Genomic DNA, 12908 nt, shown 5'->3' with positions numbered 1-12908 from the left:
GGTGCGATGTCCTTCATGTATCAAGAGCAGTTGATGACCGCTGACGAGTTCTCGAAATGGCAAGCCCAGCAGGAAGGCATTCACGAGCTGATCGGTGGGCAGCCATTCCCCGCGCCAGACCGCGATCCTGCATTCTTCCGAGTGCTTCTGAACATCACGGGCGCGATGAAGCGACAGCTGGGGCGGCTGGGCAACCGTGGCTGGGCGACCTTCGTTTACGGCGAATCGCTGAAGTTGGACCTGCACAACGTCCTGCTCCCCCATGCGATGGTCGCGCCCCGCTCCGCCCCGATGAACCCACCCTTGGTCATGGACATCGTCTCGACAGGCGTCCGCGCGTCCGAGGTCATGAGGCGGACGCTGACCTTACGCCGCAACGGCGCGCTGCGGGAGCTGGTGGTCGTGGATCCCGCCGCGCGGAGCGTGCGCATCGATCGCCTCCAAACGGACGGGACCTGGGCAATCTCGGAGTACCGCCCGGGGGAGTCCGCGCGCTTGGAGTCGCTGGCCTTCGGCTTCGAAGTGGCACAGGCCTTCGCGGGCCTGGACGCGGGTCGCCAAGCTCTGACGCTGGGGGAGTTTCTCGAGTGGGACCGAGCTCCCGCCCATTCAGAGCTGTCCCGGTACGAGTTCTTCGACGGCGCCATCCATGCGCTGGCCGGCGCGACGCGCAATCACGAACGCGTGGTGGTGAACCTCGTGTCCTGCTTGCAGCATCACCTCGCGGGTTCTCCATGCGAGGTGTTCGGAAGCAATCTGCGCCTGTGCTGCGAGAAGACGGAAGGCGGATTCTTCCCCGACGTCTCCGTCGTGTGTGACAACGCCGACCTGTCCGACGACGACGTGATGCGCCGGCCGCTGATCCTGATCGAAGTCCTGTCGGCGTCGACGGCGCGTCATGACCGGACGGTCAAGCGGCAGCACTACCTTCAGATCCCGTCCCTGCGGGAATACGTGCTGGTCGACCATGTCCGCCGTCGCATCGACCTTCATCGCCGCGAGGACGACGGAACCTGGTCCCGTCACCCGTCGATTGGCGATGCGCCACTCCATCTGGCGTCCCTGGACCTGACCATTCCCGCGGAGGCCATCTACGCGCGCGTCGCGCCCAGCGCTCAGGCCGCGGCGTAGCCGGTCCTCAACCAGCGCGCCCAGTCCTCCCGGCCATTTGCGGCCGCGGTGCGTGCCGCGGCCTCGTGGTCGTACGGCACGCTGATCGATTCGGTGACCCAGCCCTGGGGCACCCTTTCAACGATCGCGTATCGCGCATCCGGCGACCCGTTCTCGACGACGTGATAGACCGGGTGTTCGTCATCCCAGGCTTGCAGACCGACGCTGCCAGGATTCACCAGCCACTGCCCCCGCGCGCTGCGCACCGCGCGCGGCACATGGGTGTGTCCGCAGCACACCAGGGCCGAGGTCCGGTCGCCGAGCCGGTCCTCGACCTCCGCGGACGAAGCCGCCGTCAAGCGCGGTCCGACCTGCGTGTCGAGGAAGTATTCGACGTCGCTGCGCGGCGTCCCGTGACACAGGAACACTTCATCGCTCAACGGGAGCGTCGTCGGCAGCGAGCGCAGCCAGGCCAGCTCCACCTCTCCGAGCCGCTCGCGCGCGAAGCGGTCCGAGGCGCCTCCGGGCTTCTGCGCCGTGATCGCGAGCACTTGCCGCTCATGGTTGCCGGCGATCGTGGGCCAGCCTTGGGCCATCAAGTACTGCGCGGTCTCCAGCGGCTGCAGCGGCCCCGACAGGATGTCGCCGAGATTCACGATCCGATCGACGCCCCGCCGCCGCGCATCGGCCACAACGGCCTCCAGAGCCAGCAGGTTGCCGTGGATGTCGGACAGCAGAGCGATGCGCATGGCGGCCTTTCAGGTTGCGACAGGGCGTCGGCGATCAGCGGGCCATCAGCCGGCCATCAGCGGGCCAGTTGCCGCGCGTGGTGCGCGACGTGGTCATCGATCACCGAGGCGATGAAGTAGTAGCCGTGGTCGTAGCCCTCATGGCGGCGAAGCGTCAGCGGCTGCCCGACCGACGCGCAGGCGGACTCGAGCGCCTCGGGATACAACTGCTCCACCAGGAACTTGTCCGCCAGTCCCTGATCGACCAGGATGCCGTGGGGATAGGGAGCGCGCTCCTGGGCCTGCATCAGCGCGCTCGCGTCATGCGCGGGCCAGGCATCGCGGTCCTCACCGAGGTAGCCGGTGAACGCCTTCACGCCCCAAGGACAGCGGCTCGGTGCCGCGATCGGCGCGATCGCCGACACCGACGCGAACGCCCCCGGGTGCCGCAACGCCAGCGTCAGCGCGCCATGCCCGCCCATCGAGTGACCGGCGATGCCGGTCTTCGACGCGTCCAGCCCCAGCAGCGCCTGCACCTGCGGAACGAGCTCCTTCATCAGGTAGCTCTCCATCCGCCAGTGCGCCGCCCACGGCGCCTGCGTCGCGTCCAGGTAGAAGCCAGCCGCGATGCCGAAATCCCACGACGCCGTCGCGCCCGGCAGCGCGCTCGCGGCCTCGCCGCGCGGGCTGGTGTCCGGCATCAGCAGCGCCAGGCCGAGCTCCGCCGCCTTGCGCTGCGCGCCCGCCTTCATCGTGAAGGTCTCCTCGGTGCAGGTCAGCCCCGCGAGGAACACCAGCAGTCCCTTCGCCGCCCGCGCCCCGCCCGGCGGCAGGAACAGCGCGAAGCGCATCGGCAAGCCGATCTGCGTCGAGTCGTGGCGGTGGAAACGCTGCACGCCGCCGAAGCAGGCGTGCTCGCTGATCAGTTCGACATCCATGTCGGTTCCCGGATGGGCCGCGCGGGCCGCTCAGCGCGAGGCGGCCACCGCCGCCTCCAGCGCGTCGATGAGCACCGCGCCGACGTCGAACCCCGTCTGCTCCATGATCTCCTGGAAGCAGGTCGGGCTGGTCACATTGATCTCGGTCATCTTGTCGCCGATCACATCCAGCCCCACCAGCAGCAGGCCGCGCGCCGCCAGCACCGGCGCCAGCGCCTCGGCGATGCGGCGGTCGTCCTCGGTCAGCGGCTGCGCGACGCCCTTGCCGCCCGCCGCCAGGTTGCCGCGCACCTCCGTGCCCTGCGGGATCCGCGCCAGCGAATACGGCACCGGCTTGCCGCCGATCAGCAGGATGCGCTTGTCGCCCTTGACGATGTCCGGCACGAAACGCTGCACCATCACCGACTGCGCGCCGTTCTTGTTCAGCGTCTCGATGATGCTGCCCAGGTTCAGCGCATCGGCCTTGACGCGGAAGATCCCCATCCCGCCCATCCCGTCCAGCGGCTTGAGGATGATGTCCTGATGCTCAGCGTGGAAGGCCCGGATCGCCGCCGCCGAGCGCGTCACCAGCGTCGGCGTGATGAACTGCGGGAACTCCAGGATCGCGAGCTTCTCCGGGTGGTCGCGCAGCGCCGCTGGCTTGTTGAACACCCGCGCGCCCTCGCGCTCGGCCTGCTCCAGCAGATGCGTGGCGTAGAAGAATTCGGAGTCGAAGGGCGGATCCTTGCGCATCAGCACCGCGTCGGCCTCGGCCAGCGCCAGGTCTTGCGTCGCGGCGATCTCATGCCACACAGCCAGCTTGGTGCCGGCCCGGCTGGCGATCGCCTCGGGCGTCAGCGTCAGCCGCCTGGCGCCGTGCGCGGTCACGCGGCCGCCGCTGATCCAGAGGAGATCCGGCACCTCGCACACCCACAGTTCATGGCCGCGCCGGGCGGCCTCGCGCATCATCGCGAAGGTGGAATCCTTGTAGGTGTTGAACGCGGTCAGCGGATCGGCGACGAACAGCAGTTTCATGGGCAGGGCTTTCGGCAAGGGACGTCGGGAGCTCATGGCTTCGGAGCAGCCCGGAAGTGTTGCACCAAAAGAGAAACCGCGCCGGCGACCACCCCCCAGAACGCCGAGCCAATGCCCAGCAGGCTCAGTCCCGACAGCGTCACCAGGAAGGTCAGGATGGCCGCGTCGCGGTGGTGCTCGTCCTTCAGCGCCGCCGCCAGGCCGCCAGCGATCGTCCCCAGCAGCGCCAGTCCGGCCACCGCCGCGATCAGCTCGCGCGGAAAGGCCGTCAGCAGCCCCACCACCGCGCCTCCCGCCAGACCGATGGCGATGTAGAACAGGCCCGCCACCGCCGAGGCCGTGTAGCGCCTGGCCGGATCCTCATGCGCTTCACGCCCCATGCAGATCGCCGCGGTGATCGCGGCCAGATTGAACGCATAGCCGCCAAAGGGCGCGAACACGATCGAGGCCAGGCCGGTGGCCGCGATGCTCGCCGACACCGGCGTCTGGTAGCCCGAGGCCCGCTGCGCGGCGACGCCAGGCAAGTTCTGCGAGGCCATCGTGACGAGGAACAGCGGCAGCGCCACGCCGATCAGCGCGGTCACCGAGAACGCCGGCGTCACCCATACCGGATGCGCCCAGCCCCAATGGACGGCCTCCAGATGCAGCCGCCCCTGCGAGGCCGCGACGGCGATCCCGGCCAGCAGCACCAGCGGCGTCGCGTAGCGAGGCAGAAAGCGGCGCGCCAGCACGTAGCTCAGCGCCATGACCAGCACCATCGCCGGCGCGGTCTTCGTCGCGAGCACCGCGTCCAGCCCGAAGCGCGACAGCACGCCGGCCAGCAGCGCGGCGGCGATGGCCACGGGGATGCGGTCCATGATCCGTTCGAACCAGCGCGTCGCGCCGGCGATCAGGATCAGCGCGCCACAGACGATGAAGGCGCCGACGGCCTCGGACATCGACACGCCGGACACGCCCGCCAGCAGCGCCGCGCCGGGCGTGGACCAGGCGGTCAGCACCGGCTGGCGGGTCCACAGCGACAGGCCCAGGCTGGTCAGCCCCATGCCCAGGCCCAGCGCCCAGATCCACGAACTGGTCTGCGCCGGCGTGGCGCCGAGCGCCTGCGCCGCCTGGAACACAATCGCCACGGAACTGGTGAAGCCCACCAGGACCGCGACAAAGCCCGCGACCGCGGTGGAAAGGGACAGGTCTTGCAGCCAGCGTTTCATGGACGCGGAGCTTACGTCCGGATCAGATCTCCACCTTCGAGCCCAGTTCCACGATCCGGTTGGTCGGCAGGTGCAGGAAGTCCGCCGCGGCGGCCGCGTTGCGGTGCATGCTCGCGAACAGCTTCTCCCGCCACAGCGCCATGCCCGAGCCGATGGTCGGGATCACGATGTCGCGCGAGAGGAAGTAGCTGGTCTCCATCTCGTCCAGATGAACGCCTCTCTGCTCCAGCAGCTTGAGCGCGTCCGGCACGTCGGGCTCGTTCTTGAAGCCGAAGTGCAGCGTCACCTGCCAGCAGTCGTTGTCCAGGCTCTCGACCTCGCAGCGCTTCTCGAAGCCGATCCACGGCACCTCGTGATGGCGGACGCTGACGAACAGGTTCTGCTCATGCAGCACCTTGTTGTGCTTGAGGTTGTGCAGCAGCGCGTTGGGCGTCACGCCCTGCTCGGCCGACAGGAACACCGCCGAACCGGTCACCCGCGTGGGCGGATTGATGAACACGGCCTCCAGGAAGCTCTTGAGGTCGATGGCGTCCTCGCGCAGCTTGTCCGACAGCAGGCGCCGGCCCTGCTTCCAGGTCAGCATCAGCGTGAACATGCCGATGCCGATCAGCAGCGGGAACCAGCCGCCGTGGGCCACCTTCAGCAGGTTGGAGGCCAGGAAGGTGGCGTCGATCAGGAAGAACGCGCCGGTCGCGCCCACGCACAGCCACAGCGGATAGCGCCAGCCGAAGCGGATCACGAAGAAGGTCATGACCGTGGTGATGGTCATGTCGATGGTCACCGCCACGCCATAGGCGCCGGCCAGCTTGCTCGACGAGCCGAAGAAGGCCACCGCCACGACGACGAAGGCGAACAGCCCCCAGTTCACGAAGGGCACGTAGATCTGGCCGATGTCGCGCACCGAGGTGTGCACGATGCGCAGCCGCGGCAGCAGGCCCAGCTGCACCGCCTGCTTGGTCACCGAGAACGCCGCCGTGATCAGCGCCTGCGACGCCACGATCGCCGCCAGCGTCGCCAGCGCGAACAGCGGGATCTCGGCCCAGCCCGGCGCGAGCAGGAAGAACGGGTTCTTGATCGCCTCGGGCCGGTCCAGCAGCAGCGCCCCCTGGCCGAAGTAGTTGATCGCGAGCGCCGGCATCACGAAGCTGTACCAGGCGATGCGGATCGGCTGCTTGCCGAAGTGGCCCAGGTCGGCATAGAGCGCCTCGCCGCCGGTGACGACCAGCACCACGGCGCCCAGCGCGACGAAGGCGATCCAGCCGTAATGCACGCAGAACTCGATCGCGTAGAGCGGATTGATCGCCTGCAGCACCTGCGGGTTCTGCACGATCTTGGGCACGCCCAGCAGCGCCAGCGAGGTGAACCACACCAGCATCACCGGCCCGAAGGCCTTGCCCACGCCGCTGGTGCCCAAGCGCTGCACCGAGAACAGCCCCGCCAGCACCACCAGCGCGATCGGCACGACCGCGTCGTGGTACTGCGGGGCGTAGACCTCGATGCCCTCGACCGCCGAGAGCACCGTCATGGCCGGCGTGATGACCGCGTCGCCGAAGAAGATCGCGGTGCCGAACAGGCCTACCAGCATCAGCCCGCGGCGCAGCACCGGCTTCTCGCGCACGGCGGTGGTGGCCAGCGCCAGCATCGCGATCAGGCCGCCCTCGCCGTTGTTGTCCGCGCGCAGGATCAGCAGCACGTACTTGAGGGAGACCACGATGGTCATGGTCCAGAACAGCAGCGACAGCACCCCGAGGATGTTGTCGTGGGTCATCGGGACGTGCGCGCCGTGGAAGACCTCCTTCAGCGCGTACAAGGGACTGGTGCCGATGTCGCCGTAGACGACACCGAGGGCGCCGATGGTCAGGCCGGCCAGGGCGGCCGGCGAGCGGGGCGCGTGATGTGAACTCACGAAAGCACGAGCGGCCGCGACGGCCGCCGGAAGTCGAAAGGGCCTATTGTCTGCCTTCCATTGTGCGGTGCGTCAATGCCCGCCTCCTGGCGTTGCGGGGCGGGGGTTGACGGGCGCCGCGGGTTGCGCTTGCGGCCCGCCCTCGTCCGCTGGACGGATCTCAGGATGTCATCTGAACCCAGGGGGCGGCTCGGCAACTGAGTCGGCCTGTCGCGGGATGTCCCTGCGACGTGGAGCACTCCTGATGTCCATTTCCGACACCTTCAAATCGTCACGCGTTGGCCACTGGCTCTCAATCGCCCATCCCGAGTTCCTGCTCGAACCTGCGAGAAAGTTCTTGAGCCGCCTGCTGCACTGGAAGCACCGCGGATCCAGTCAGCGACGCCCGGCGTCATCGGCGGCGCGGACGCCGCCTCCGCGCCCGCCACGTTCGGAGAAGCTGTTGCAGCGCCTTGGCCAGTTCAACAGCGGCATGTTGAATCGACCTACTGGCGTCGGACCGACCGGCATCACTGTGCCGCTCATGGATGAGGCCGCCGGCCACCCCGCCGCCGATGATCACCTGAACACGTAACTCGCCGCGACATTGAAGCGCCGGCCCAGCAGGTTGGACGCGCCGCTGTCGTAGTAGCTCAGCACCGTCGGGATGCCATTGGCGCGGTCGTAATCGTTGGTCACGTTCATCACGCTGGCCGACAGCGTCAGCCCCTTGATGCCGCTGTACGAGCCGCCCAGGTCGATGGTGCGGTCGCGCCCCACCCGGCAGCGGCTGAGGTTGCCCAGGAAGGTCCGCTGTGCCGCGGTCAGCGACATGCACAGCGTGCTGGCCAGTGGATCCGCATGGTTGAAGCGGATCCACGCCCGCGCGCGGTCGGTGTCCCACTTGAAAGTGGCGCTGGCGCGGGTCTTCGAGATGTCCGAACTCGTCGTCCCGGCCTGGCGCTGCACCGCCTGCCCTTTCACCACGAGCTGGTCATAGCGCGCGGTGTAGGTGCCGTTCACGTTCATGCTGAACCTGCCCCACGGCAGGGCCGGCAGCCGGACGTTCAGGTCGTAGTCGACGCCCGAGGTCTTGGTCCACTCGTTGTTCCCGTACTGGCGCACCAGCATGATGATCGGACCGCTGTCGGGCACGCCCGGCAGCCACGACTCCGGGTTGGGATCGCGCACCACCTGGGTGTTCCCCGCCGGGTTCGCGTTGTAGCCGTCCATGATGTCCACGCCACGCTGCGAGCGGATCTCGTTCTTGCGATGGAAGTACCAGCCGTCGATCGCGAGGTCGGCGTATCGGCTCGGCGTGAAGATCATGCCGAAGGTGAACGAATTGGACTTCTCCGGCTGCAGCGCGGGATTGGCGCTGATGACGGTGGGCAGGCTGCCCGGGCTGACCGTGCCCGCCGGCACCCCGGTGAATCCCAGCACGTTGCAGTCGCGGTTGACCGGCACCGGCGCCTTGCTGACCGGCGCATCGGGGTTGCTGGTGTCGCAGCGCAGGCTGTCGAAGACGCGCCGCTCCTGGAAGCTGTGGAAGGACAGCGCGAAGGAGTTGCCGATCTGTGAGATCGCCGGCGCGCGGAAGCCCGTCGCCGCCGTGCCGCGGAAGACCATCAGCGACGGCAGCGCCGTCCACTTGAAGCCGGTCTTGCCGGTGGTGCTGTTGCCAAAGTCGTCGTAGTGCTCGTAGCGGGCGGCGGCCTGGAGCTCCAGCCGCTTGACGACCGGCAGGCTCAGTTCGGTGAATGCCGCGTAGGACTTGCGGCTGCCCGCCGCGCCGTTGGCCACCAGGCCGATGTAGTCGCCGGTGCCGTAGACCTCGTCCGGCACGGCTTCCAGCTTCTCCTTGCGAAGCTCGGTGCCCACGGCGATCGCCGCCGGACCGCCCGGCAGCTGGAACAGCTCGCGGCTGCCGCGCACGTCCCAGGACAGCAGGCGCGACTTGCCCTCGTTGTAGGCCGTCGACGACACGCTGTTGATCGCCTCGCGCGAGTTGGGCTTGCCGAAGCGGTAGCTGCCGCTGGCGATCGCCGCATTGAGCAGCGAGCTGCGCACGCGGCCCTCCTGGAAGCGCTCGTTGTTGTTCTGGCTGAACAGGATCGCGGTGTCGAAGTCCCAGCCGAAGGCCGTGCCTTCCAGACCCGCGGTCAGCCGCGTGGCGCGCAGCACGTTGATGTCGCCGGTGGGCAGATCCTCGAAGCGATAGATGAGCTGCACCGGTTCCTGGCTGGCCGTGCCGTTGGTCGGATTGTCCGGATGGCCCACCGGCAGGATGATCGCGTTCTGCCGCAGGAAGCTGCCATCGAGCTTGGGCCAGGTCGTCCCGGCCCGGTTGCCCGACGTCACCAGCGACGTGGTCATCGCATAGGGCATGCGCTGCTCGGTCGTCCTGGTCTTGGAGATCATCAGGTCGGCATACGCGGACAACTCGTTGTTGATCGCGAAGGTGCCGCGCACCATGCCGCTGTGCCGATCCTGCCTGGCGACGGCCTCGTCCGCGTCGTCCAGGCTGAAGCGGCACAGCCCGGTGGGCAGCGACGCGCTCGTCGGCAGCAGGCCTGGCGGCCGGTTCGGCACGCCCTGGCCGACGGTGCGGTCCGCCGGGCATCCCGGCAGCGTGCCCAGGTAGTTCACGCCCGCCAGGTTGCTGTTGGCGACGCTGATGCCGCCCAGCGTCGTGGAGCCGCTCAGGCTGGCCGGCAAGCGGTAGTAGTTGCCGTAGAAGGAAGCCGACGAGTCCGGCGTGAAACGCGCCAGCGATCCGGTGGACGTGAGGTACTGGTTCTGCAGCGCCAGGTTGCCGCGGTCCTTCAGCTCGTTGGCCATGACGCTGTCGCGCCGGGACACTTCCAGGCCGCCGAAGACATTGAAGCGCTGCGTGGCCAGGTCGCCGAAGCCCCAGCTCAGCGAGCCGGTCTTCGTCGCGCCGACGCCGCGATCGTTGGCGCCATAGGACGCGCTGCCTTCGATGCCCTGGTAGTCCTTGCGCAGGATGTAGTTGACGACGCCCGCCATCGCGTCCGAGCCATACATCGCGGAGGCGCCGTCCTTCAGGATGTCGATGCGCTCGATCGCCTCCTTGGGAATGGTGTTGACGTTGATCATGGTGCCGCGGCCGAAGTTCACGTCGACCGCCGCGACCGGCGCCGTGCGCCGGCCATTGATCAGGATCAGCGTCCCTTGCGAGCCGAAGCCGCGCAGCGAGATCGTGGACACGCCGCCAACGAAGCCCGACGCGGCGCCGTCGCCGATCGATCCCAGGTCGACAGCGGAATTCGCACGCAGCAGCTCCTCGACGTTGGCATACCCCGCATTGCGGATCTCCTCGCGCGTGATACTTTGGACGACGGACGGGGTCTCCTTGTCGGTGCGCTTGATCAGCGTGCCGGTGACCTCGACGCGCTCCAGCTTTCTCGACTCATCGGGTGACGGCTGCGCCGCGGAGGCGGCCGCCTGCTGGACATGGGACTGACTGGCCAGAGCGAGGGCGGCAGCGGCCGCGACGCGCGCCAGGCGCGGTCCTTGCGGACGGAAGAAGGGACGGACCATGAGATTCACTCCTGTGGACGGGACTCGAAGGGGAGCGAGTCACGGTAAGGAGCCGGGCCTCGGGGACCATGATGCTTTGTGATGAACTTGTGAAGATCAGGTTATGAACGCGTTGCCAATCGCTCCCGAGGCCGCCGAACACTTCGTCCTCAGACGCATGTCGCTGCGTCATGCGCGGGTGCTGCTGGCCCTCAACGACACGGGCAACATCAGCGCGGCGGCCGATCAGCTGCACGTCACGCAGCCCGCGGTGAGCAAGACGCTGGCGGAACTGGAGCAGGGGCTGGGACAAACCCTGTTCCTGCGGCGCGGACGCAACATGCAGCTCACGCCGCTGGGCCGGCGGCTGCTGGCGCTGGCGCGCAAGCTCGATGGCGACGTGCAACGCGCCGCGGCCGACGTCGCCACGATGGTGCGCGGCGCGTCCGGCGAAGTGCGCATCGGGGCCACCAACGCAGCGCTCGCCCGCTTGCTGCCCATCGCGATCACGGCGATGAAGGCGGAGAGCCCCGGCGTGACGGTCAGCGTGCGCACGCATGCGCTGCGCTCGCTGTTCACGGAGCTTCAGGCGGGGACGCTGGATCTGGTCGTCGCGCGGGCGATGCCGCAGGACGAGCCGCTCGGGCTGGTGCGCGCCCCGCTGCTGCCGCAGCCCGAGGTGCTGACGATGAGCGCCCACCATCCGCTGGCGCGGCAGCCGCGGCTGAGTTGGGAGACGCTCAGCCGGCTGCGCTGGCTCTGGCAGTTGCCCGGCACGCGCACCCGCACGCTGATGGACCGGCTCTGGCAGGAAATGGGGCTGGCGCCGCCGGCCGACCTGATCGAGAGCGGCGACGCGCAACTGGCGCTGAGCCTGATGCGGGAGATGCCGCTGGTGGCGGTGATGCCGCACGACATGGCCATGGCCGCGGCCAAGAGCGGCATCGTGGTGATGCTGCCGCACGCGGTGGACCTGGGATTGGGGCCGATGAGCGTCTGGCACCAGCCCGGCATGCAGATCGAGGCAGTGGACCGGTTCCGGCAGCTGCTGGTCGAGATCGGCGGCGCGGGGGCGGACGGGGCCTGAGGCCGCCCCGCCCGCCTCGTCCGCTCCGGACTCAGACGTAGTCCTCGGCGTCCGGATCGGTGGTCTCGAGCTCGTAACTGGCCGCGAGCATCGCCAGGCGGCCGATCACCCCATACATGTAGAAGCGGTTCGGCGCGCTGGCACCGGGCTTCTCGCCCGGCGCCGGCAGGTGCGACGAGTGCGCGAACGCCAGCGGCACGAAGCGCGAGCCCGGCGCGTTCAGGTTCTCGTCCTCGCCGCGGTCGGCGTGCACGCGATAGAAGCCGCCGACCACGTAGCGGTCCATCATGTAGACGACCGGCTCGGCCACCGCTTCATGGATGCGCTCGTGCGTCGCCACGCCTTCCTGCACCAGCACCTGCGACAGCGCCGGCACCCCCTGCAGCTTCGCCAGCTTCTCGCGGGCCTTGATCGCCAGCGCGTCCAGGTCCTTGGCGTCGCGGATCGTCATCACGCCCAGGCCGTGCGTGCCGGCGTCCGGCTTGACGACGACGAAGGGCTTCTCCTGGATGCCGTATTCCTTGTACTTGCGGCGTGTGCGTGTCAGCGTCGCGTCCACCTGCGCCTGCAGCGCATCGAGCCCGGCGCCGGTGCCGAAGTCCAACCCGTCCACCGCCACCGAGTGCGGATAGATCAGCCACGGGTCCATGCCCAGCAGCTTGGCGAATTTCTTGGACACCTCCTCGTAGGCGCGGAAGTGCTGGCTCTTGCGCCGCGCCGCCCAGCCCGCGTGCAGCGGCGGCAGCAGGTACTGCTCGTGCAGGTGGGTCAGCATGTCCGGCACCCCGGCCGACAGATCGTCGTTCAGCAGGATGGTGCAAGGGTCGAAGTCCTTGAGCATCAGCCGCGAGCGCTGGCGCACCAGCGGCTCCAGCGTCAGCGCGCTGCCGTCGGGCAGCGCCACCGTCGTGGGCTCCTTGACCGACTCGTCCAGCGATCCCAGCCGCACGTTCAGCCCTGCCATCGAGAAGATGCGCACCAGCGTCGCGAGGTTGGACAGGTAGAAGCTCGAGCGGTTTTTCGCCTCGGGCACCAGCAGCAGGTTCTTGGCCTCGGGGCAGATCTTCTCGATCGCCGCCATCGCCGCCTGGACCGCCAGCGGCAGCATCTCGGGCGTCAGATTGTTGAAGCCGCCGGGGAAGAGGTTGGTGTCCACCGGCGCCAGCTTGAAGCCGGCATTGCGCAGATCGACCGAGGTGTAGAACGGCGGCGTGTGCTCCATCCACTCGAGCCGGAACCAGCGTTCGATCGCCGGCATCGACTCGAGCACACGCTGCTCCAGTTCATTGATGGGCCCGGTCAGGGCGGTGATGAGATGAGGGACCATGGTGGGCAGCGGCGCCGGGAAGCGGGCCAGGGGGGGATGGGTCGATTCTAGGCATGCGCAATTGGGGG

10 protein-coding genes are annotated in these 12908 nt (G+C 68.5%); 3 read left to right on the top strand and 7 right to left on the bottom strand.

Going from position 1 to position 12908, the window contains the following annotated elements:
- The first annotated feature begins 6 nt into the window (after positions 1-6).
- Complete coding sequence (locus tag ABDW61_RS02165) at positions 7-1131, top strand: Uma2 family endonuclease (protein ID WP_343635745.1); 1125 nt, start codon at positions 7-9, stop codon at positions 1129-1131.
- Here ABDW61_RS02165 and ABDW61_RS02160 read toward each other — a convergent pair.
- The 5 genes from ABDW61_RS02160 to ABDW61_RS02140 are packed head-to-tail and all read right to left on the bottom strand — an operon-like array spanning position 1116 to position 6904.
- Positions 1116-1859, bottom strand: coding sequence for a metallophosphoesterase family protein (locus ABDW61_RS02160; protein ID WP_343635743.1), 744 nt, complete (start codon positions 1857-1859; stop codon positions 1116-1118). The genes ABDW61_RS02165 and ABDW61_RS02160 overlap by 16 nt on opposite strands.
- A gap of 56 nt (positions 1860-1915) precedes the next feature.
- Positions 1916-2776 (bottom strand): S-formylglutathione hydrolase, encoded by an 861-nt coding sequence (gene fghA, locus ABDW61_RS02155; protein WP_343635741.1) that lies wholly within the window; start codon positions 2774-2776, stop codon positions 1916-1918.
- A gap of 30 nt (positions 2777-2806) precedes the next feature.
- Complete coding sequence (gshB, locus tag ABDW61_RS02150) at positions 2807-3790, bottom strand: glutathione synthase (protein ID WP_343635739.1); 984 nt, start codon at positions 3788-3790, stop codon at positions 2807-2809.
- 32 nt (positions 3791-3822) lie between these two features.
- On the bottom strand, positions 3823-4998 hold the full coding sequence (locus tag ABDW61_RS02145) for a benzoate/H(+) symporter BenE family transporter (protein WP_343635738.1): 1176 nt from the start codon (positions 4996-4998) through the stop codon (positions 3823-3825).
- Between the two features lie 22 nt (positions 4999-5020).
- Positions 5021-6904: a potassium transporter Kup gene (locus ABDW61_RS02140; RefSeq protein WP_343635736.1), complete on the bottom strand. Its 1884-nt coding sequence runs from the start codon at positions 6902-6904 to the stop codon at positions 5021-5023.
- Positions 6905-7148: 244 nt separating this feature from the next.
- On the opposite strand from ABDW61_RS02140, the gene ABDW61_RS02135 reads away from it, so the two are divergent.
- Positions 7149-7478 (top strand): hypothetical protein, encoded by a 330-nt coding sequence (locus tag ABDW61_RS02135; RefSeq protein ID WP_343635733.1) that lies wholly within the window; start codon positions 7149-7151, stop codon positions 7476-7478.
- Here the strand turns inward: ABDW61_RS02135 and ABDW61_RS02130 are convergent.
- Positions 7463-10447 carry a TonB-dependent receptor gene (locus tag ABDW61_RS02130; RefSeq protein ID WP_343635731.1) on the bottom strand — a complete coding sequence of 995 codons (2985 nt, stop codon included), beginning with the start codon at positions 10445-10447 and terminating at the stop codon, positions 7463-7465. The two genes, ABDW61_RS02135 and ABDW61_RS02130, sit on opposite strands and share 16 nt — an antisense overlap.
- Positions 10448-10550: 103 nt before the next feature.
- Here ABDW61_RS02130 and ABDW61_RS02125 point away from each other — a divergent pair, with 103 nt between their 5' ends.
- Positions 10551-11513 carry a LysR substrate-binding domain-containing protein gene (locus ABDW61_RS02125; RefSeq protein ID WP_343635729.1) on the top strand — a complete coding sequence of 321 codons (963 nt, stop codon included), beginning with the start codon at positions 10551-10553 and terminating at the stop codon, positions 11511-11513.
- A gap of 31 nt (positions 11514-11544) precedes the next feature.
- Here ABDW61_RS02125 and gshA read toward each other — a convergent pair whose 3' ends face one another.
- Entirely contained in the window at positions 11545-12840 is a 1296-nt protein-coding gene (gshA, locus tag ABDW61_RS02120) for a glutamate--cysteine ligase (protein WP_343635727.1), read from the bottom strand.
- Between the last annotated feature and the right edge of the window lie 68 nt (positions 12841-12908).

It is taken from the genome of Roseateles sp., from assembly GCF_039595595.1.
Taxonomy (GTDB): domain Bacteria; phylum Pseudomonadota; class Gammaproteobacteria; order Burkholderiales; family Burkholderiaceae_C; genus Roseateles.
Note: the sequence above shows the minus strand (reverse complement) of the source record. Positions and strands in the feature narration are given on the sequence as shown.